We start from the raw sequence: 16,686 nt of genomic DNA, 5'->3' as shown, positions 1-16,686 counted from the left end.
ACGAAAGATGACACGTATGCGTCCCCTTCCCTGCCGGTCCCGGCGAGGAAGAGGCCCATACGCGTGTTTTCGCGGAAGCTGCCCCTTATAGAAGGGTTTTCGCTCCCGTCAATGGTTCAGCGTGGAAAAATGCAAGAGAAATGTCATGCTCTCACACATTTTTTACACTGTTATTTCCGCTCAAGCGCCGCGAGGCTCCTCGCCATAGCGAAGCCCTAACGCTTCGCTTCTTGAGGGCACGGGCTCGGACGGCCGGTCTGCCTTGCCAAACACCTTGAAGGAAGACGTTTGGAAGAACCAGCAACCTTTATGTAACCGCCCCAGCATCAGCTAAGACGGCGCACGAAACTCAGGTCAGCGCGCCCTCGATACGGGCGGCGATGTCGTCCACCGGTCCCATGCCGTCGACCTCATGGAGTTTCCCCTGGGCGGCATAGTAGGGCAGAAGCGGCGCGGTCTGGGCGTTGTAGGCCGCCAGGCGCACCTTGTAGGATTCGGGGTTGTCGTCAGGACGGCCCTGATCGGCAAAGCGCTTGGCGATACGATCTACCAGGGAGTCGTCATCGACCTTCAGCCGGACGACGCGATCGATCATGGCGCCACGCGCGCCCAGCATGGTGTCGAGCGCTTCCGCTTGCGCCACCGTGCGCGGGAAGCCGTCGAAGATGGCGCCGCCGGCGGCTTCGGCCCGCGGCAGGTTCTCTTCGATCAGGGCGATCACGATGCCGTCGGAGACCAGTCCGCCGCTCTGCATGATGCCTTCGACGCGCTGGCCCAACTCGGTCTTGGCGGCGATGGCGGCGCGCAGCATGTCGCCGGTGGACAGTTGCACCATGCCCCGGCGTTCAACGAGGAGCTTGGCCTGGGTTCCCTTGCCGGCGGCCGGCGGCCCGAACAGAATGATATTCATCGGCCGGCTCCGCGCGGCAGGGTGGCCTTAGCCGCGCCCCTGGCTTTCGACTTCTTGATCAGGCCTTCGTACTGGTGCGCCAGCAGGTGCGACTGAATCTGCGCCACGGTGTCCATGGTCACCGTCACGACGATCAGGATCGACGTGCCGCCGAAATAGAAACTGTTGCCGAGATTGGCGATCAGCGCTTCCGGCAGAAGGCAGACGATGGTGATATAGGCGGCGCCGATGACCGTGATGCGCGTCAGCACGAAGTCAAGATACTCAGCCGTCCGTTTGCCCGGGCGGATGCCCGGCAGGAAGCCGCCGTATTTGCGCAGGTTCTCTGCCGTTTCGTCCGGGTTGAACACCAGCGAGGTATACAGGAAGCAGAAGAAGATGATCATGGCGGCGTAGAGCGCCATGAACAGCGGCTGACCGTGGGTCAATTGCCCCGACAGGGACGGCAGCCAGCTCAGCCAGGACGGGATCTTGTCCGGGTTTTGGCCGACGAATGCCATGACTGAGGTCGGCATCAGCAGCAGCGACGAAGCGAAGATCGGCGGGATGACGCCGGCGGTGTTGACCTTAAGCGGCATGAAGGAGCTTTCGCCGCCCATCATGCGGTTGCCGACCTGGCGCTTGGGATACTGCACCAGCAGGCGGCGTTGCGAGCGTTCCATGAAGACGATGAAGACGATCGTCGCCACCAGGACCAGCAGGAGCAGCAGCAGCACGAACGGCGCGATCTGGCCCTGCTGCGCCTGGCCCAGGAGCAGGGTCAGGGTCTTGGGCAGGACGGCGACGATACCGGCAAAGATGATCATCGACGAGCCGTTGCCGATGCCGCGCGAGGTGATCTGCTCACCCAGCCACATCAGGAACAGCGTACCGGCCGTCAGCGTCGTCATCGCCGTGACGATAAAGAAGACCGGGTTTTGCTTGTCGATGGTCATGCCGCTCTGGAACATGGCCGAGGCGATGCCGAACGACTGAATCAGCGCCAGGATGACGGTCAGGTAGCGGGTATACTGGTTGAGCTGCTTACGGCCCGCCTCGCCGCCCTCCTTGCGGAGCTTTTCCCAGGGCGGATAGACCGAGCCCATGAGCTGGACGATAATCGACGCCGAAATGTACGGCATCAGGTTCAGCGCGAAGACGGCCATACGTTCGACGGCACCGCCGGCAAACATGTTCATCATGCCAAAAATGCCGTTGGCCTGGCCCGAAAACGCCTGACGGAACGCATCCGAATCGATGCCCGGCAGCGGGATATAGGTACCCAGGCGATAAACGATCAGCGCGCCCAGCGTGAACAGCAGGCGCTTGTGCAGGTCCGTCGCCTTGGCAAAGGCGCCGAAATTCATATTTGCGGCTAATTGTTCAGCAGCTGATGCCATAAAAATCCTCGAATTCAGCCGTGCTTACTTAAGCCCGGCATCCTGCCCCCACATGGGAAGACGGCATCAAGTGGCGGCGAATCTGTGATACGCCCCTGCCCGGCCCTCAGCCCATATGGGGTATGGTCATCAAAACGTCAATCAGGCTTCGGCGGTCTTGGCCGGACGCTGCTGCGTCAGCTTGCCGCCGGCGGCTTCGATGGCCTTCGCGGCCGAAGCCGTTGCGGACCAGACGGTGATGTCGAGCTTGGCCTTCAGTTCACCTTCGCCCAGAACGCGGACGCCGTCCAGTTCGCGGCGGATAACGCCGGCGGCGACCAGGGCCGCGCCGTCGACCGGCTTGGAAGCGTCGAGCTTGCCCGCGTCAACGGCGTCCTGCAGGCGCCACAGGTTGACTTCGGCCAGCTTGAGGGCGAACGGGTTGTTGAAGCCGCGCTTCGGCATGCGCATGTACAGCGGCATCTGGCCACCTTCGAAGCCGAGCAGCGACACGCCGGTACGCGACTTCTGGCCCTTCACGCCGCGGCCCGAGGTCTTGCCCTTGCCGGAGCCGGGGCCACGGCCCACGCGCATACGGCCCTTGGTGGCGCCTTCGTTGTCACGGATTTCGTTCAGCTTGGTCATATGCCTTCTCCTTGGAATGCGCAGGGCTTGAGCCCCACTCGGCGTGAATAGAAATGTCTGCCTGCCTCCGCATCGCGAAAGCAAACGAAGCGCGCCTGTTACAGCACGCCCCTCAAAGAATCAAGGGCGCGGATGATATCCGCGCCCTTAAACACTTTTGTCGGCCTTTTTAGCCGCGATGTTCAAGCCGAAAACCGCTTAACACTTTTCGGCACATCGCTTTAGTCGACGATCTGCACCATGTGCTGGACCTTGGCGATCATGCCACGGACCGACGGGGTGTCTTCCAGCTCGGAGACGCGGCCCATCTTGTTGAGGCCGAGGCCTGCCAGCGTCGCGCGCTGGTCCTTGGTACGGCGGATCGGCGAACCGGTCTGCTTCACTTTGATGGTAGCCATCGATTAGCCCTCCAGAGCTTCGGGCGACGAAGCGCCGTCATTGCGGCTCTTCAGCAGGTCGGCGACCTTCTTGCCGCGCTTGGAGGCGATCTGACGGGGCGAAGACTGCACCTTCAGCGCTTCAAACGTGGCGCGCACCATGTTGTACGGGTTGGACGAGCCGAGCGACTTGGCGACGACGTCCGAAACACCCAGGGTTTCGAGAACGGCGCGCATCGGACCGCCGGCGATGACGCCCGTGCCCGGAGGGGCAGCGCGCATCTGGATCTTGCCCGCGCCCCACCGGCCATAGCCGTCGTGGTGCAGCGTGCGCGATTCCCGCAGCGGAACGCGGATCAGCGACTTCTTGGCTTCTTCCGTCGCCTTGCGGATGGCTTCCGGCACTTCGCGTGCCTTGCCATGACCGTAGCCGACGCGGCCCTTCTGGTCGCCAACGACCATCAGAGCGGCGAACGAGAAGCGGCGGCCGCCCTTGACGGTTGCGGCGACGCGGTTGATCGCGACGAGCTTTTCAACGAATTCCGAGGGTTCCTCGGTACGATCGCGGCGTTCACCGCGGTTTTCACTTGGACGTGCCATGAGGATTACCTTTAGAAGTTGAGACCGGCTTCACGCGCGGCTTCCGCCAGCGCCTTGATGCGGCCGTGATAGATGTAGCCGCCGCGATCGAAGACGACGTCCTTGACGCCCTTTTCGATAGCGCGCTGAGCGACCAGCTTGCCCACTTCCGAAGCGGCAGCCTGGTTGGAGCCCTGCTTCTTGTCGCCTTCCAGCGACGAAGCGGCGACCACGGTGACGCCGTTGGCGTCGTCGATGATCTGGGCATAGATGTTCTTGTCCGAACGGAACACCGACAAACGCAGGCGGCCGTTGGCGAGGCTCTTCAGGCGCGTACGATTGCGTTGCGCGCGGCGAGCCATTTGCTGACGAGGAGACAGAGCCATGACTTACTTCTTCTTGCCTTCCTTGCGGCGAACCTTTTCGCCGGCGTACTTGACACCCTTGCCCTTGTAAGGCTCGGGCGGACGGATCTTGCGGACCTTGGCGGCCATTTCGCCGACAGCCTGCTTGTCGATGCCGACGATCTTGATTTCGGTCTGCTTCGGCACTTCGAACTTGATGCCGGCGGGCGGATCGAGGACGACCGGGTGCGAGAAGCCGAGCGACAGCTCAAGCTTTTGTCCTTGCATGGCGGCGCGGTAACCGACGCCGACCATTTCCAGGGTCACTTCGTAGCCTTCGGTCACGCCCTTCACCATATTGGCGATCAGGGTGCGCGACAGGCCCCACATGGCCTTGTGACGCTGCGTCTCGCCGCGCGGCGAGATGTGCAGGACATTGCCTTCCTGGCGGACTTCGATTTCCTCGACGACCTTCCAGTTCAGCTGGCCCTTGGGGCCCTTTACGGTCACGTCCTGACCCGCCAGCGTGATGTTCACGCCGTTCGGGACAGAAATGGCCTTTTTACCGATCCGAGACATTTTAAAACCTTTTGTGCCTTAAGTGTCCTCGAACCACGTCTACGACTTAGTAGACGCGGCAGAGAACTTCGCCACCGACGTTAGCTTCGCGGGCGGCAGTGTCAGACATGACGCCCTTGGGCGTCGACAGGATCGAGATCCCGAGGCCGTTCTTGATCGGCTTCAGGTCCTTGATCGACGAATAGACGCGGCGGCCGGGCTTGGACACGCGGGCGATTTCCGCGATGACCGGCTGACCGTCGAAATACTTCAGCTCGATTTCGAACTGCGGGAATTCACCCGGCTGTTCGAGCACTTCGTAACCGCGGATATAGCCTTCGTCCTTGAGGACGTCGAGCACGCGGGCGCGCAGCTTGGAAGCGGGGGTCAGCACCTTCGAACGCTGGCGCATGGCGGCGTTCTTGATGCGGGCGATCATATCGCTGAGAGGATCATTGACGAACATGTGTGGTCCCCTTCCCTTACCAGCTGGCCTTGGTCAGGCCAGGAATCTGGCCTTCGTTGCCAAGCTTGCGCAGGGCGATACGGCTGATCTTCATCTTGCGATAGAAGGCGCGCGGACGGCCCGTCAGTTCGCAGCGATTGCGGATGCGCGTCGGGTTCGAGTTGCGCGGCAGCTTGGCCAGCTTCAGGCGCGCTTCGAAACGCTCCTCGAGCGGCAGGCTTTCGTCATTGGCGGTCGCCTTGAGGGCCTCGCGCTTGGCAGCGTATTGCGCGACCAGCTTCTTGACCATCTCATTGCGGTTGACTGCGGATTTCTTTGCCATTTGTGTCTCTCTCCCGCCTTACGAGGTGAACGGGAACTGGAAGTGCTTCAGAAGCGCCTTGGCTTCCTTGTCACTCGTGGCCGTGGTGCAGACAACGATGTCCATGCCCCACATCTGATCGATCTGGTCGTAGTTGATTTCCGGGAAAACGATGTGTTCCTTCAGACCCATGGCGTAGTTCCCACGGCCGTCGAAGGAGTTGCCGTTCAGACCGCGGAAATCCTTCACGCGCGGCAGCGCGATCGTGATCAGACGGTCGAGGAATTCGTACATACGTTCCTTGCGAAGCGTCACCTTGGCGCCAACCACCATGCCTTCGCGCAGCTTGAAGCCGGCGATGGATTTGCGGGCGCGCGTCGGAGCCGGCTTCTGGCCGGTGATGGCCGCCAGGTCCTTGATGGCCGCCTGGACCTTCTTGGAGTCGGCAGTCGCTTCACCGATACCCATGTTCACGACGATCTTGTCGAGCTTGGGGACCTGCATTTCGTTCGTGTAGCCGAACTCTTCCTTCAGGGCGGCCCGGATCGTGTCCAGGTAAACCGACTTGAGGCGCGGGGTATAGGTATCAGCCATTGATGACATCTCCGGTCGTCTTGGCAACGCGGACCTTCTTCTCGCCTTCGATCTTGAAACCGACGCGGGTCGGCTTGCCGTTCGAATCGACGTGGGCGACGTTGGAAATGTGCAACGACGCTTCCTTGTTGACGATGCCGCCGTTCGGGTTCGACTGCGACGGACGGGTATGGCGCTGGACCATGTTGATGCCCTGGACAACCACGCGGTTGTCTTCGGGAAGGACCTTCAGAACGGTGCCGCTGCGGCCCTTGTCCTTGCCGGTCAGGACGACGACGCTGTCGCCCTTCTTAATCTTGGCAGACATTTAGATGACCTCCGGAGCCAGCGAGATGATCTTCATGTGGTTCTTGGCGCGAAGCTCGCGCGGGACCGGCCCGAAGATACGCGTGCCGATCGGCTCGCTCGACTTGTTGACGATAACGGCGGCGTTGGTGTCGAAACGGATCACCGAACCGTCCTTACGCTGGATGTCCTTGGACGTGCGAACGACGATGGCGCGCAGGACGTCACCCTTCTTCACGCGGCCGCGCGGAATGGCTTCCTTGACCGAAACGACGATCAGGTCGCCCACCGAGGCGTAGCGGCGCTTCGAGCCGCCCAGCACCTTGATGCACATGACCCGGCGCGCGCCAGAGTTGTCGGCGACATCCAGGTTAGTTTGCATCTGAATCATGACTTAAACTCCTGGTTTCACGCTTCGCGCGGGAGGACTTCCCACGTTTTCAGCTTCGACTTGGGCGCGCATTCGATGATACGAATGGTTTCGCCGGTCTTGTAGGTATTGTTTTCATCGTGAGCGTGATAGCGCTTCGACTGACGCACCGTCTTCTTCAGAACGGGGTGCAGGATCGTGCGCTCCACCTTCACAACCACGGTCTTGTCGCCCTTATCGGAAACAACCAGACCTTCAAGAATGCGTTTGGGCATGGTCTAATCCTCTTAGGCAGACTTCGCCGCGGCCTTTTGAGCCGTCAGCAGGGTCTGGATGCGGGCGATATCCTTGCGGATCTCGTTGACGCGGTGGGTCTTTTCGAACTGGCCCGTCGCCTTCTGGAAGCGCAGGTTGAACTGCTCCTTCTTCAGGCTCAGGAGTTCTTCGTGCAGCTGGTCGGTTGTCTTGCTGCGCAGATCAGCGATCTTGGTCATCTCAATTACTCCGCAGCGGCGGCAACGCCGGCGTCGAGACGGGTCACGACGCGGGTGGAGACCGGCAGCTTCGCAGCGCCCAGACGCAGCGCTTCACGCGCGATGTCGTCCGGCACGCCGTCGATTTCAAACAGGATACGGCCCGGGGCCACGCGGGCGGCCCAGTAATCAACCGCACCCTTGCCCGAACCCATGCGGACTTCGGCCGGCTTGCCCGTGACGGGCAGATCCGGGAAGATACGGATCCAGACGCGGCCTTGACGCTTCATCTGGCGGGTGATGGCGCGGCGGGCGGCTTCGATCTGACGGGCGGTCAGACGCTCGGGCTCGACGGTCTTCAGACCGTACGAACCGAAGTTGAGCGTATAGCCACCCTTGGCATTGCCGTGGATGCGGCCCTTGAACGCCTTGCGGTACTTTGTGCGCTTAGGAAGCATCATGGCTTAGGCCTCCTTGTTACGGTCGCGGCGCGGGCCGCGGTTGTTACGATCGCCGCGCTCGGAACGCTCGGGGCGCTCGCTCGACGACGGGCCCGAAGCTTCCTGGCTCCAGCGCTTGTCCTGGGCCATCGGATCGTGCTCAAGGACTTCGCCCTTGAAGATCCACACCTTGACACCGATGATGCCGTAGGTGGTCAGGGCTTCGGCGAAGCCCATGTCGATGTCGGCGCGCAGGGTATGCAGAGGCACGCGGCCTTCGCGGTACCATTCCATACGGGCGATTTCGGCGCCGCCGAGACGGCCCGACAGGTTCATGCGGATGCCCTTGGCGCCCAGACGCATGGCCGACTGGATCGAACGCTTCATGGCGCGGCGGAAGGCCACGCGGCGCTCCAGCTGCTGAGTGATCGATTCGGCGACCAGTTGCGCGTCGACTTCCGGCTTGCGGACTTCGACCAGGTTCAGGAACACTTCACCTTCGGTCAGGCGCGACACGTCCTTGCGGAGCTTGTCGATGTCGGCGCCCTTCTTGCCGATCACGACGCCCGGACGGGCGGCGTAGATGGTGATGCGGCACTTCTTGTGCGGACGCTCGATGATGATGCGGCTGACGCCGGCGGCGTTCAGCTTTTCCTTCAGTTCCTTGCGGATCTTCAGGTCCTGGTGCAGCAGCTTGGCGTATTCCGTACGGGCCGCGAACCAGCGCGAGTCCCAGGTACGGTTGATGCCGAGGCGCAGGCCGATCGGATTGGCTTTCTGACCCATTATGCGGCCTCCTGACCGAGTTCACGAACGACGATCGTCAGTTCGGAGAACGGCTTCATGATACGCGACGAACGGCCGCGGGCACGCGAAGCGAAGCGCTTCATGACGATGCCCTTGCCGACGAAGGCCTCGGCGACAACCAGGTTGTCGATGTCGAGGTTGTGGTTGTTTTCCGCGTTCGAGATCGCCGAATAGAGCGCCTTGCGGACGTCCTTGGCGATGCGCTTGCGCGAGAATTCCAGTTCGTTCAGGGCGCGCTGAACCTTGAGACCGCGGATCGAGGCGGCGACCAGGTTGAGCTTCTGCGGCGAGATACGCACCGAAACCAGCTTGGCGCGGGCTTCGTTGGCTTCGACGCGACGAGGATTCTTGGTCTGCGACATGATTACTTCCTCTTCGCCTTCTTATCGGCGGCGTGACCGGGGAAGTTACGCGTCGGCGAGAACTCGCCGAGCTTCATGCCGACCATGTCCTCGCTGATGAGAACCGGAACATGCTTCTGACCGTTGTAGACACCGAGGGTCAGGCCGACGAATTGCGGCATGATGACCGAGCGGCGCGACCAGGTCTTGATGACTTCCTTGCGACCCGAGCTGAGCGCGGCGTCCGCCTTCTTCAGAAGGTGGCCATCCACGAAGGGTCCTTTCCATACGGAGCGAGCCATGGTTTAGCGAGCCTTCTTGACGTGACGCGAACGGATAATGAACTTGTCCGTCGCCTTGTTGGTACGAGTTTTGCGGCCCTTGGTCGGGACGCCCCACGGGGTGACCGGGTTACGGCCGCCCGAGGTCTTGCCTTCACCACCACCGTGCGGGTGGTCGACCGGGTTCATGGCGACGCCGCGGACGTGCGGGCGGAAGCCCAGGTGACGCGAACGGCCGGCCTTACCCAGGCTTTGGTTCATGTGGTCGGGGTTCGACACGGCGCCAACAGTGGCCATGCAGGTGTCGAGCACCATGCGCAGCTCGCCGGAACCGAGGCGGATCTGGGCGTAGCCCGCGTCGCGGCCGACCAGCTGAGCGTAGGCACCGGCCGAACGGGCCAGCTGGCCGCCCTTCAGCGGCTTCATTTCCACGTTGTGGATGATGGTGCCGATGGGCAGCGAACGCAGCGGAGCGGCGTTACCCGGCTTCACGTCGACGCGTTCCGACGCGATGACAGTGTCACCGGCCTTGAGGCGCTGCGGAGCCAGGATATATGCCTTTTCGCCGTCCTGATACACGATCAGGGCGATGAAGGCCGAACGGTTCGGGTCATATTCCAGACGCTCGACCGTCGCCGGCACGTCGAACTTGCGACGCTTGAAGTCGATGATGCGATAGAGCTTCTTCGCACCGCCGCCACGGAAACGGACAGCGACGCGGCCGCCGGCGCCACGGCCGCCGGACTTCGTCAGACCTTCGACCAGCGACTTTTCGGGCTTGCCCTTGTGCAGCTCGGAACGGTCCACCAGAACGAGCTGGCGGCGGCCGGGCGAGGTCGGATTAAATTGCTTCAAAGCCATTGTTCAATCTTTCCTTACAGGCCGGTCGTGATGTCGATCACCTGGCCTTCGGCCAGGGTGACGATCGCTTTCTTGACATCGCTGCGGCGGCCCTTGATGCCCTTGAACCGCTTGGTCTTGCCCTTGGTGACGATGGTGTTCACCTTGGTGACCTTGACGTTGTAGATAGCTTCGACGGCCGAAGCGACTTCGTCCTTGGACGCGTCGAGGGCGATCTTGAAGACGACCTTGTTCTGTTCAGCCAGAATCGAGGCCTTTTCGGTGATGTGCGGCGACAGCAGCACGTCGAAATTGCGGATGGTAGCAGCCATAACTTAGGCCTCCACTGCGAAGCGAGCTTCGATAGCTTCAACCGCCGCCTTCGTCAGAACCAGCTTTTCACGGCGCAGGATGTCATAGACATTCAGGCCCGCGGTCGGCAGGACGTCGATATTGGGGATGTTGCGCGAAGCCATGGCGAAGTTGGCGTCAACTTCCGGACCGGTGATGAACAGGGCGTTCTTCAGGCCCAGCTTCTCGAAGGAAGCCTTGAGCGCCGAAGTCTTCGGGCTGTCAACGGTCGCGGCGTCGAGGACGATCAGCGAGCCGTCACGGACCTTGGACGACAGAGCGTGACGCAGGCCCAGCGCGCGAACCTTCTTTTGCAGGTCGAAGCCGTGATCACGGACGACCGGACCGAAAGCGCGCGAACCACCGACGAACTGCGGCGCACGGCGCGAGCCGTGACGAGCGCCGCCGGAGCCCTTTTGCTTATACATCTTCTTACCCGTACGAGAGTTCTCGTTGCGGGTCTGAACCTTGTGCGTACCGGCGCGGCGCTTGGCCAGCTGCCAGTTGACGACGCGCGCCAGGATGTCGGCGCGGATGTCCGCGATCCCGAAAACGAGATCGGAGAGATCGACCGAGCCAGCCTTGGAGGCGTCGAGCTTGATGACGTCGAGTTTCATGATTATTCAGCGCCCTCTTCAGCAGGGGCTTCCTCAGCAGCAGCGGGAGCCGCAGTAGCAGCCGACTTGATCGCGCCCGGGAACTTCAGGCCGGCAGGCGCCGCCTTCTTTACCGCGTCGCGGATCTTGACGTAGGAGCCTTCGGCGCCCGGAACCGCGCCACGGATGAATACCAGGCCACGCTCCGCATCGATGCGGGCGACCTGCAGGTTCAGGGTGGTGACGGTTTCGACGCCGTAGTGACCGGCCATCTTCTTGCCCGGGAAGGTGCGACCGGGGTCCTGACGGTTACCCGTCGAACCGTGCGAACGGTGCGAGACCGAGACGCCGTGGGTCGCACGCAGACCACCGAAGTTCCAGCGCTTCATGGCGCCCGCGAAACCCTTACCGATGGTGATGCCCTGGATATCGACGCGCTGACCTTCGACAAAGTGATCGGCGGTGAACTCGGCACCAACTTCGATCAGGGCGTCTTCCGTAACGCGGAATTCCGTGAGGATGGCCTTCGGCTCAACCTGAGCCTTGGCGAAACGAACGCGCTCGGCGTTCGAAGTGTTCTTGGCCTTCTTGGTGCCGGCGCCGAGTTGCAGAGCAACGTAGCCGTCCTTGGCCTGGGTCTTCTGGGCAACGACCTGGCAACCATCGAGCGAAAGGACGGTAACCGGAACGTGCTGGCCGGCTTCATCGAAGAAGCGGGTCATGCCGAGCTTTTTGGCGATCAAACCTGTACGCATGTGAGCCGCCCCTTAAATCTTGATCTCGACGTCGACACCAGCCGACAGGTCGAGCTTCATCAGCGCGTCCACGGTCTGCGGGGTCGGATCGACGATATCAAGCACGCGCTTGTGCGTGCGGATCTCGAACTGCTCGCGCGACTTCTTGTCGACGTGCGGCGAACGGTTGACGGTGAAACGCTCGATAAGCGTAGGCAGGGGAATCGGGCCCCGTACGGTGGCACCAGTGCGCTTGGCCGTATTGACGATTTCGCGCGTGGAATGATCCAGGACGCGGTGATCGAAGGCCTTGAGCCTGATGCGGATATTTTGACGATCCATATCGCTCGTTTTCCTCAAAGGGGCGTTTAACGCGTCCAGTGAACCATTTCAAAGACCAGCCCGTAACTCGAGGTTCTCCGAAGAGAGGCCCACCAGTCCGGACGCGTAATCCGCAAAAACAAAGCCCAACAGCGGGGAAACCCGCCGAGGGCCATTGATCAAACCATCCATGGTCTCTTTAGATAGAGGTTGCCGGACGGCCTGGTTATTATGCTTGCAGACCGCGTCTAGCGCTTCAGCGCCACAGCCGATCTAACAGAGTGCGCGTACATACTTGCGAGGGGCACGTACGTCAAGAGGCGATTTCACGAAAACGGGGATAAAATAAGCTTTTGCGAAAAACGCCGCCTTCCCTGACCTATTGCACTCCACATTGAAAAATTGCAATCGCGCTGACCATCTGGGCGCTCATTATATATAGCCGGAGATGCGCCATGAAATACCTGTTGCCGCTTTGCCTGTCCGCCGGCCTGCTGGCGGCGTGTTCCAGCGACGGCACCTATTCGGCCGCGCCGCCGGCCGAAGCCAGCTTCCAGTTGGCCGGTAAGGAATGGGTGCTGGTGGAACTGAACGGTCAGGCTGTGGGCCAATCTGAGCGGCCGGCGACATTGAACCTGACGACCGACAACAAGATCAACGGTAACGGCGGCTGTAACCGCTTCTTCGGCAGCTACGAAATCCTGCCGCAACAGCGCATCCGCTTCAGTGGCGTTGGCTCGACGCGGATGGCGTGCGCCGAGGGCATGGCGACCGAGCAGGCCTATCTTGGCGTCTTCAACGAAGCCGACAGCTATAGCCTGACCGGCTCGACCCTGTCGTTGGACAAGGGCCGAGCCACTGCCCTGGCACGCTTTGAAGCCAAGTAAGAGTCTCAGGCCGCCTTATCGGTAAAGCGCATGACAGCGCGTTGCGACAGGCTGAGCAGCGCCCTGCCCCATCCCGTCATGCCGAGTTCGGTCGCGCGGATCAGCTTCATGCGGCGACGCAGGCTGAGGCGCGCCGCCTCGAATTCGGCCTCCGCCATGGGCAGCGCCTTGGCCGCGACATTGATCAGCGCGCTGATCAGCATCGGATGCGGCGTGTATTCGCCTTCCAGGCAGGCGCCGCCATCGGTCGTCAGCGGCGACTTGTAGTCCTCGCCGCCGGTGCCGAAGTCGAATCGCTTATAGCCCTGCGGCGCCATGTGGCGGATGATGGCGACCGTCAGGACGATGCCTACCGAATAGCGGTAATAGTATGGATCGTAGGCCGGAAACCACAGGTGGACATCCTCACCGTCGGTCAGGCTGATCTCTGCGGCGACTATGCGGCCGTCATTGCGAAAGACGCCGGCGCGCAGGCCGAAGCGCTCATCGTCATAGGCGGCCAAGTTGTCGAGCAAAGTCCGCGTCCAGCCGCAATCGAAGACGTCGTGCATGCCGGATTTGCGATACTGTTCGCGCTTGATATCCAGCACCCAGTTCAGCAGGTGCGGCGTCACGCGCTCCCAACTGAATGCAAAGCCGCCAAAGTCCTTTTCGATATTGCGCTGGCAGCGTGAGATGTTCTTGAAGAACTTGTGATGTGCAGCGTCCTGCGTCCCCCACCAATGGTCGAAGCCTTGGCTGGCATCGGCCACGCGGCGCGTCAGCTTCACGCCCGGCGCGCGTTCGGTCATATTGCCGACCCAGCCCTGGAACTCCAGGCGGCGGGCATCGGCAGCGCGCAGAAGCGCTTCGAAGTCGATGCTGACGCCAGGCCTGCCGACGATGCCGTGATAGTCGCTGAGCGGCGCGCCCAGCGGCTGCAGCGTGCCCGAGCGGACCTGATAGGCGAAATAGCCTGCGATCTCACCATTCTGCCAGATGCGAGCGACGCCGGAGTGCGGCACATCCCGGCCGATCGCCTTGACGTAACGCAGGTCGAAATAGGGACCGTGCAGATCCGGCCGCTCGCTTAAGAAAGCGGTCCACAAGGCCTCGTCTTCAGGCGTCAGGTCCTGAGGACGGATGATCTCTATGCGGTTGGTCTGCGGCATTGGGTCCAGCGGGCAAGGTAGCAATTTGCCGCCGACCATAGCGCAACATGATTGAAACGCCGGAAACGAAGGTGGTTAATAAAAAATCAGAAGCTAGTTGGAAGACGGCCCTATAAAGGGTTGCGAGATGCTGTCGAAGACCGGCAGCGCCTCGCAAGCCTCGCTATGGGCGATGAGTGCCGGCCACCGCTTCCAGTCTATGGCGTCGCCGTGGGCCTCGCGCGCATGGCGGATGGCGCAGCCGAGCGCGATATCGGCATGACCAAGATATTGCCCGAGCAGCCACGGCGTCACCGCCTCGGCGCGGATGGCGTTCAGCCGGTCAAGCACGGCCGCGATCTGGGTTTGCAGACGGTTCAGCCAGATATCCGAGGTCTGCTGGTGCAGCACCTTTTCGTAGAACATCGCCACGCACTTGTCGGAAAAGCCCATGCTGAGCGCCATATAGTACAGCGCCTTCTGCCGCTCAGGGCCGGACTTGGCGATCAGGTGGCCGTCGCCCTTCTGCTCTTCGATCCAGTCGAGGATGCAGGCGCTTTCGATCACGACGCTGCCGTCGTCGAGCACCAGGGTCGGCACGCGCCGCAACGGGTTGAACGGCGCGATCAGGTCGCCATCGCCAAAGGTAGACCACGGCCGGTGTTCGAACACGAAGCCATAAAGTGTCATGGCTATCGCGACGCGGCGCACAAAGGGAGAGTCGTACTGGCCGATCAAGATCATGGATGCCTCCTGTCACGGCGATCATAAAGCCGATGGCATATGGCGCCAGACCGGCGCCCGGCCAAAGTCCGCAAACGAACTGACAAACTATCTGAGGTTATAGCTGATCCGAACGCGGTCGATGACCTCGTTCACGCCATAGGATACCGTGGCGTCATTCGCGGCAAGCAGGCAGGAGACCTGCATGGTCAGCTTGGGTTGCTCGGCCACGGGTGTCCGCGGCGCCTCGTGGGTGGAATAGGCCGGCGCGTGGCTGGCGCGGAAATAGGCAAACCCCTGGGACTGGCACAACTCCGCCGACTGGTAGAGGGTCATGTCACGAACATATTCGGTCGACCCCTTGCTGTCACCGATGTAGACCACATCATAAAGGTTTTCGCCACGCTTGACGGCGCCGACTTCGACGGGGGCCGGTTCGGGTTCAACCACGGCTACGGGAGGCGCTGGCGGCCTGTGCGCGCACGCTGACGCCAGCAGGCCAACCGCGACCAGCCCGACAAACGCACGCTTCAAAGCAACGACTCGACCCATGACACCCCGATCTCTGAACACGGACATTGGTAGCATTGACATATAAAGTGTCAATGCGGATCGTTATCAGGAGACAGCCAGATAAACGTCGCAGCGCAGGTTTTCTTCCGCGACCTCTTCCGGATCGTCCAGGTAATGAAACAGCGGCGGGCGTTCGGACAAGGTCTCTCCGGCTTCGATGGCGGCGGCGTACAGATAGTCGATCGCGGGCTGCATCGCGTCGTAGCTGCCGAGATGGCGGATACGGTAGGACCGGCCGGCCGGTATGGTGACAGCGTGCAATTTGTCTCCCAACGGGGCCTGTCCGCCGACATCGACGGCGACCTCGGCGCGGCATTCCGCGTCCGGCACAAAACGCGGATCGTCATACTGAATGCCATAAAGGCCCCGCAGGGCTTCCATTGGCAGATCAGTAAAGACGCATTCAAACAGGCGGTGATAGGCGGCGTTCAACTCGGCATAGGCGCCGGTATTGCGCAGCGCCGTCAACTGCAGCGGCTCGGTCGCGACAATCTCGATGGTGACCGGCTGCTCCGGGTGTGCTGGGCGACGCAAGGCCTCGCCAACCTGACTGCGGATAGACGGTGACATGCGGATTTCGGAGGCGGTCGCCCCGGTTTCGGCTTTCAACGCGCGGGCAAAGGCTTGCGGCGTGGCGTAACCTGCCGCGCCGGCGACGGCAGTGATGGAAGCCTGTGTATCCAATTGCGGCACGGCGCGCGCCAGTCGGATGCGCTTGAGCGTTTCGCCAGGCGTTTCCCCGGTCATCAGGCGGTAGATGCGATGAAAATGGAAGGGTGACAGGGCCGCAACTCCCGCCAGTGTATCCGTGTCAGGCTGCGCTTCGGCGTTGAGGGTTTCGATATGGCGAAGGACGCGGTCAATCCGTTCGGCATAGTTGACGCGCTGGGCAGGCTTCATGGCGATCTCCGGTTTGTCAGGACAAGATGCCATATCTTCGCGTTCTGCACGTTCCCGATCTTGCTGTTTCCTCTTCTCCCATCTTGGATAAGTAGGTGGCAGCGTCTTGGTCCGCCTAAGGCCGACTTTGCACCCTCGTTCCTAAGAAATGGGAGGTGATAGCGAGCAAAGCGAAGATGACGGAGGGGTATTGCGCGGGCGATGCGCTGCTCTCAAGCGTTTTATAAATGAAGCGCGGGCGTGAAGTTCATCGCCTGAGACCTACCCCTCCACCGCCTTCCTTGCGCTTGCCGGGACTATATCCCGGCTTCGCTCACCCGACCTCCCCATGCCTTCGGTACAGGGAGGAGAGAGGGTGCGCCAAAACAAAAACCCCTCCGGTTCGCACCGGAGAGGTTCTGTTGTCTTGGCTGTCCCCTCACCGCTTGAGCTCTGATGAGCTCAGTCGCGAGTCCGGGTCCAGGGTCCCTCGGACCCTGGTTACTCGATGATCTTCGAGACG

The 16,686-nt window shown here is 61.6% G+C and carries 28 protein-coding genes; 1 reads left to right on the top strand and 27 read right to left on the bottom strand.

Going from position 1 to position 16,686, the window contains the following annotated elements:
• Window positions 1-349: 349 nt before the first annotated feature.
• From J2X24_RS21955 to rpsJ, 23 genes are all read right to left on the bottom strand, one after another.
• Window positions 350-910 carry an adenylate kinase gene (locus J2X24_RS21955; protein WP_209726179.1) on the bottom strand — a complete coding sequence of 187 codons (561 nt, stop codon included), beginning with the start codon at window positions 908-910 and terminating at the stop codon, window positions 350-352.
• Window positions 907-2,289, bottom strand: coding sequence for a preprotein translocase subunit SecY (gene secY, locus J2X24_RS21950; protein WP_209726178.1), 1,383 nt, complete (start codon window positions 2,287-2,289; stop codon window positions 907-909). Before secY ends, J2X24_RS21955 begins: the two co-directional genes overlap by 4 nt.
• Before the next feature lie 141 nt (window positions 2,290-2,430).
• On the bottom strand, window positions 2,431-2,913 hold the full coding sequence (gene rplO, locus J2X24_RS21945; RefSeq protein WP_209726177.1) for a 50S ribosomal protein L15: 483 nt from the start codon (window positions 2,911-2,913) through the stop codon (window positions 2,431-2,433).
• Between the two features lie 221 nt (window positions 2,914-3,134).
• A complete protein-coding gene (rpmD, locus tag J2X24_RS21940; protein ID WP_192619735.1) occupies window positions 3,135-3,311 on the bottom strand; it encodes a 50S ribosomal protein L30 in 177 nt (58 codons plus the stop codon).
• 3 nt (window positions 3,312-3,314) lie between these two features.
• On the bottom strand, window positions 3,315-3,890 hold the full coding sequence (gene rpsE / locus J2X24_RS21935; protein WP_209726176.1) for a 30S ribosomal protein S5: 576 nt from the start codon (window positions 3,888-3,890) through the stop codon (window positions 3,315-3,317).
• An 11-nt stretch (window positions 3,891-3,901) separates the two neighbouring features.
• On the bottom strand, window positions 3,902-4,255 hold the full coding sequence (gene rplR, locus J2X24_RS21930) for a 50S ribosomal protein L18 (RefSeq protein ID WP_209726174.1): 354 nt from the start codon (window positions 4,253-4,255) through the stop codon (window positions 3,902-3,904).
• A gap of 3 nt (window positions 4,256-4,258) precedes the next feature.
• Window positions 4,259-4,792 (bottom strand): 50S ribosomal protein L6, encoded by a 534-nt coding sequence (gene rplF, locus J2X24_RS21925; protein ID WP_209726172.1) that lies wholly within the window; start codon window positions 4,790-4,792, stop codon window positions 4,259-4,261.
• A gap of 46 nt (window positions 4,793-4,838) precedes the next feature.
• Window positions 4,839-5,237, bottom strand: coding sequence for a 30S ribosomal protein S8 (rpsH, locus tag J2X24_RS21920; RefSeq protein ID WP_209726170.1), 399 nt, complete (start codon window positions 5,235-5,237; stop codon window positions 4,839-4,841).
• A gap of 16 nt (window positions 5,238-5,253) precedes the next feature.
• A complete protein-coding gene (rpsN, locus tag J2X24_RS21915; protein WP_192619730.1) occupies window positions 5,254-5,559 on the bottom strand; it encodes a 30S ribosomal protein S14 in 306 nt (101 codons plus the stop codon).
• 18 nt (window positions 5,560-5,577) lie between these two features.
• Window positions 5,578-6,132 (bottom strand): 50S ribosomal protein L5, encoded by a 555-nt coding sequence (gene rplE, locus J2X24_RS21910; protein WP_209726168.1) that lies wholly within the window; start codon window positions 6,130-6,132, stop codon window positions 5,578-5,580.
• Window positions 6,125-6,439, bottom strand: coding sequence for a 50S ribosomal protein L24 (gene rplX / locus J2X24_RS21905; protein WP_209726166.1), 315 nt, complete (start codon window positions 6,437-6,439; stop codon window positions 6,125-6,127). The genes rplE and rplX overlap by 8 nt, the downstream gene beginning before the upstream one ends.
• Window positions 6,440-6,808 (bottom strand): 50S ribosomal protein L14, encoded by a 369-nt coding sequence (gene rplN, locus J2X24_RS21900; RefSeq protein WP_192619727.1) that lies wholly within the window; start codon window positions 6,806-6,808, stop codon window positions 6,440-6,442.
• Window positions 6,809-6,825: 17 nt separating this feature from the next.
• Window positions 6,826-7,062, bottom strand: a complete 237-nt coding sequence (gene rpsQ / locus J2X24_RS21895; RefSeq protein ID WP_209726164.1) for a 30S ribosomal protein S17 — start codon at window positions 7,060-7,062, stop codon at window positions 6,826-6,828.
• 12 nt (window positions 7,063-7,074) lie between these two features.
• Complete coding sequence (rpmC, locus tag J2X24_RS21890) at window positions 7,075-7,281, bottom strand: 50S ribosomal protein L29 (RefSeq protein WP_209726162.1); 207 nt, start codon at window positions 7,279-7,281, stop codon at window positions 7,075-7,077.
• 5 nt (window positions 7,282-7,286) lie between these two features.
• Window positions 7,287-7,721 (bottom strand): 50S ribosomal protein L16, encoded by a 435-nt coding sequence (gene rplP, locus J2X24_RS21885; protein WP_192619724.1) that lies wholly within the window; start codon window positions 7,719-7,721, stop codon window positions 7,287-7,289.
• Window positions 7,722-7,724: 3 nt separating this feature from the next.
• Window positions 7,725-8,486 (bottom strand): 30S ribosomal protein S3, encoded by a 762-nt coding sequence (rpsC, locus tag J2X24_RS21880; protein ID WP_209726160.1) that lies wholly within the window; start codon window positions 8,484-8,486, stop codon window positions 7,725-7,727.
• Window positions 8,486-8,869, bottom strand: coding sequence for a 50S ribosomal protein L22 (gene rplV, locus J2X24_RS21875; protein ID WP_209726158.1), 384 nt, complete (start codon window positions 8,867-8,869; stop codon window positions 8,486-8,488). Before rplV ends, rpsC begins: the two co-directional genes overlap by 1 nt.
• A 2-nt stretch (window positions 8,870-8,871) precedes the next feature.
• Complete coding sequence (gene rpsS / locus J2X24_RS21870) at window positions 8,872-9,150, bottom strand: 30S ribosomal protein S19 (protein WP_209726156.1); 279 nt, start codon at window positions 9,148-9,150, stop codon at window positions 8,872-8,874.
• Window positions 9,151-9,153: 3 nt separating this feature from the next.
• Entirely contained in the window at window positions 9,154-9,990 is an 837-nt protein-coding gene (gene rplB / locus J2X24_RS21865; RefSeq protein WP_209726154.1) for a 50S ribosomal protein L2, read from the bottom strand.
• A gap of 14 nt (window positions 9,991-10,004) precedes the next feature.
• Complete coding sequence (locus tag J2X24_RS21860; protein ID WP_192619719.1) at window positions 10,005-10,301, bottom strand: 50S ribosomal protein L23; 297 nt, start codon at window positions 10,299-10,301, stop codon at window positions 10,005-10,007.
• Window positions 10,302-10,304: 3 nt separating this feature from the next.
• Window positions 10,305-10,937 carry a 50S ribosomal protein L4 gene (gene rplD / locus J2X24_RS21855; protein WP_209726152.1) on the bottom strand — a complete coding sequence of 211 codons (633 nt, stop codon included), beginning with the start codon at window positions 10,935-10,937 and terminating at the stop codon, window positions 10,305-10,307.
• Between the two features lie 2 nt (window positions 10,938-10,939).
• A complete protein-coding gene (gene rplC / locus J2X24_RS21850; RefSeq protein ID WP_192619717.1) occupies window positions 10,940-11,671 on the bottom strand; it encodes a 50S ribosomal protein L3 in 732 nt (243 codons plus the stop codon).
• A gap of 12 nt (window positions 11,672-11,683) precedes the next feature.
• The gene (gene rpsJ / locus J2X24_RS21845; protein WP_006273890.1) at window positions 11,684-11,992 is read right to left on the bottom strand and encodes a 30S ribosomal protein S10; all 309 of its coding nucleotides are present in this window, start codon (window positions 11,990-11,992) and stop codon (window positions 11,684-11,686) included.
• A gap of 434 nt (window positions 11,993-12,426) precedes the next feature.
• Between rpsJ and J2X24_RS21840 the strand changes: the two genes are divergently transcribed.
• The gene (locus tag J2X24_RS21840) at window positions 12,427-12,858 is read left to right on the top strand and encodes an META domain-containing protein (protein WP_209726150.1); all 432 of its coding nucleotides are present in this window, start codon (window positions 12,427-12,429) and stop codon (window positions 12,856-12,858) included.
• Window positions 12,859-12,863: 5 nt separating this feature from the next.
• On the opposite strand, the gene J2X24_RS21835 is transcribed toward J2X24_RS21840, so the two are convergent.
• The 4 genes from J2X24_RS21835 to J2X24_RS21820 form a co-directional block, all read right to left on the bottom strand.
• Entirely contained in the window at window positions 12,864-14,009 is a 1,146-nt protein-coding gene (locus J2X24_RS21835) for a GNAT family N-acetyltransferase (protein ID WP_209726148.1), read from the bottom strand.
• Window positions 14,010-14,102: 93 nt separating this feature from the next.
• Window positions 14,103-14,732, bottom strand: a complete 630-nt coding sequence (locus tag J2X24_RS21830) for a glutathione S-transferase family protein (protein ID WP_209726146.1) — start codon at window positions 14,730-14,732, stop codon at window positions 14,103-14,105.
• Between the two features lie 87 nt (window positions 14,733-14,819).
• The gene (locus tag J2X24_RS21825; RefSeq protein WP_209726144.1) at window positions 14,820-15,263 is read right to left on the bottom strand and encodes a hypothetical protein; all 444 of its coding nucleotides are present in this window, start codon (window positions 15,261-15,263) and stop codon (window positions 14,820-14,822) included.
• 66 nt (window positions 15,264-15,329) lie between these two features.
• The gene (locus J2X24_RS21820) at window positions 15,330-16,184 is read right to left on the bottom strand and encodes an AraC family transcriptional regulator (RefSeq protein ID WP_209726142.1); all 855 of its coding nucleotides are present in this window, start codon (window positions 16,182-16,184) and stop codon (window positions 15,330-15,332) included.
• Between the last annotated feature and the right edge of the window lie 502 nt (window positions 16,185-16,686).

The sequence above is a fragment of the Asticcacaulis solisilvae genome (assembly GCF_017875235.1).
Lineage (GTDB): Bacteria > Pseudomonadota > Alphaproteobacteria > Caulobacterales > Caulobacteraceae > Asticcacaulis > Asticcacaulis solisilvae_A.
The sequence above is the reverse complement of the archived record's forward strand: the minus strand, read 5'-3'. Positions and strand labels throughout refer to the sequence as shown.

Bases quoted from the DNA above. Each gene is read 5' to 3' on its own strand.
- J2X24_RS21955 (WP_209726179.1), bottom strand. From the start codon at position 910: ATGAATATCATTCTGTTCGGGCCGCCGGCCGCCGGCAAGGGAACCCAG.
- secY (WP_209726178.1), bottom strand. From the start codon at position 2,289: ATGGCATCAGCTGCTGAACAATTAGCCGCAAATATGAATTTCGGCGCC.
- rplO (WP_209726177.1), bottom strand. From the start codon at position 2,913: ATGACCAAGCTGAACGAAATCCGTGACAACGAAGGCGCCACCAAGGGC.
- rpmD (WP_192619735.1), bottom strand. From the start codon at position 3,311: ATGGCTACCATCAAAGTGAAGCAGACCGGTTCGCCGATCCGCCGTACC.
- rpsE (WP_209726176.1), bottom strand. From the start codon at position 3,890: ATGGCACGTCCAAGTGAAAACCGCGGTGAACGCCGCGATCGTACCGAG.
- rplR (WP_209726174.1), bottom strand. From the start codon at position 4,255: ATGGCTCTGTCTCCTCGTCAGCAAATGGCTCGCCGCGCGCAACGCAAT.
- rplF (WP_209726172.1), bottom strand. From the start codon at position 4,792: ATGTCTCGGATCGGTAAAAAGGCCATTTCTGTCCCGAACGGCGTGAAC.
- rpsH (WP_209726170.1), bottom strand. From the start codon at position 5,237: ATGTTCGTCAATGATCCTCTCAGCGATATGATCGCCCGCATCAAGAAC.
- rpsN (WP_192619730.1), bottom strand. From the start codon at position 5,559: ATGGCAAAGAAATCCGCAGTCAACCGCAATGAGATGGTCAAGAAGCTG.
- rplE (WP_209726168.1), bottom strand. From the start codon at position 6,132: ATGGCTGATACCTATACCCCGCGCCTCAAGTCGGTTTACCTGGACACG.
- rplX (WP_209726166.1), bottom strand. From the start codon at position 6,439: ATGTCTGCCAAGATTAAGAAGGGCGACAGCGTCGTCGTCCTGACCGGC.
- rplN (WP_192619727.1), bottom strand. From the start codon at position 6,808: ATGATTCAGATGCAAACTAACCTGGATGTCGCCGACAACTCTGGCGCG.
- rpsQ (WP_209726164.1), bottom strand. From the start codon at position 7,062: ATGCCCAAACGCATTCTTGAAGGTCTGGTTGTTTCCGATAAGGGCGAC.
- rpmC (WP_209726162.1), bottom strand. From the start codon at position 7,281: ATGACCAAGATCGCTGATCTGCGCAGCAAGACAACCGACCAGCTGCAC.
- rplP (WP_192619724.1), bottom strand. From the start codon at position 7,721: ATGATGCTTCCTAAGCGCACAAAGTACCGCAAGGCGTTCAAGGGCCGC.
- rpsC (WP_209726160.1), bottom strand. From the start codon at position 8,486: ATGGGTCAGAAAGCCAATCCGATCGGCCTGCGCCTCGGCATCAACCGT.
- rplV (WP_209726158.1), bottom strand. From the start codon at position 8,869: ATGTCGCAGACCAAGAATCCTCGTCGCGTCGAAGCCAACGAAGCCCGC.
- rpsS (WP_209726156.1), bottom strand. From the start codon at position 9,150: ATGGCTCGCTCCGTATGGAAAGGACCCTTCGTGGATGGCCACCTTCTG.
- rplB (WP_209726154.1), bottom strand. From the start codon at position 9,990: ATGGCTTTGAAGCAATTTAATCCGACCTCGCCCGGCCGCCGCCAGCTC.
- J2X24_RS21860 (WP_192619719.1), bottom strand. From the start codon at position 10,301: ATGGCTGCTACCATCCGCAATTTCGACGTGCTGCTGTCGCCGCACATC.
- rplD (WP_209726152.1), bottom strand. From the start codon at position 10,937: ATGAAACTCGACGTCATCAAGCTCGACGCCTCCAAGGCTGGCTCGGTC.
- rplC (WP_192619717.1), bottom strand. From the start codon at position 11,671: ATGCGTACAGGTTTGATCGCCAAAAAGCTCGGCATGACCCGCTTCTTC.
- rpsJ (WP_006273890.1), bottom strand. From the start codon at position 11,992: ATGGATCGTCAAAATATCCGCATCAGGCTCAAGGCCTTCGATCACCGC.
- J2X24_RS21840 (WP_209726150.1), top strand. From the start codon at position 12,427: ATGAAATACCTGTTGCCGCTTTGCCTGTCCGCCGGCCTGCTGGCGGCG.
- J2X24_RS21835 (WP_209726148.1), bottom strand. From the start codon at position 14,009: ATGCCGCAGACCAACCGCATAGAGATCATCCGTCCTCAGGACCTGACG.
- J2X24_RS21830 (WP_209726146.1), bottom strand. From the start codon at position 14,732: ATGATCTTGATCGGCCAGTACGACTCTCCCTTTGTGCGCCGCGTCGCG.
- J2X24_RS21825 (WP_209726144.1), bottom strand. From the start codon at position 15,263: ATGGGTCGAGTCGTTGCTTTGAAGCGTGCGTTTGTCGGGCTGGTCGCG.
- J2X24_RS21820 (WP_209726142.1), bottom strand. From the start codon at position 16,184: ATGAAGCCTGCCCAGCGCGTCAACTATGCCGAACGGATTGACCGCGTC.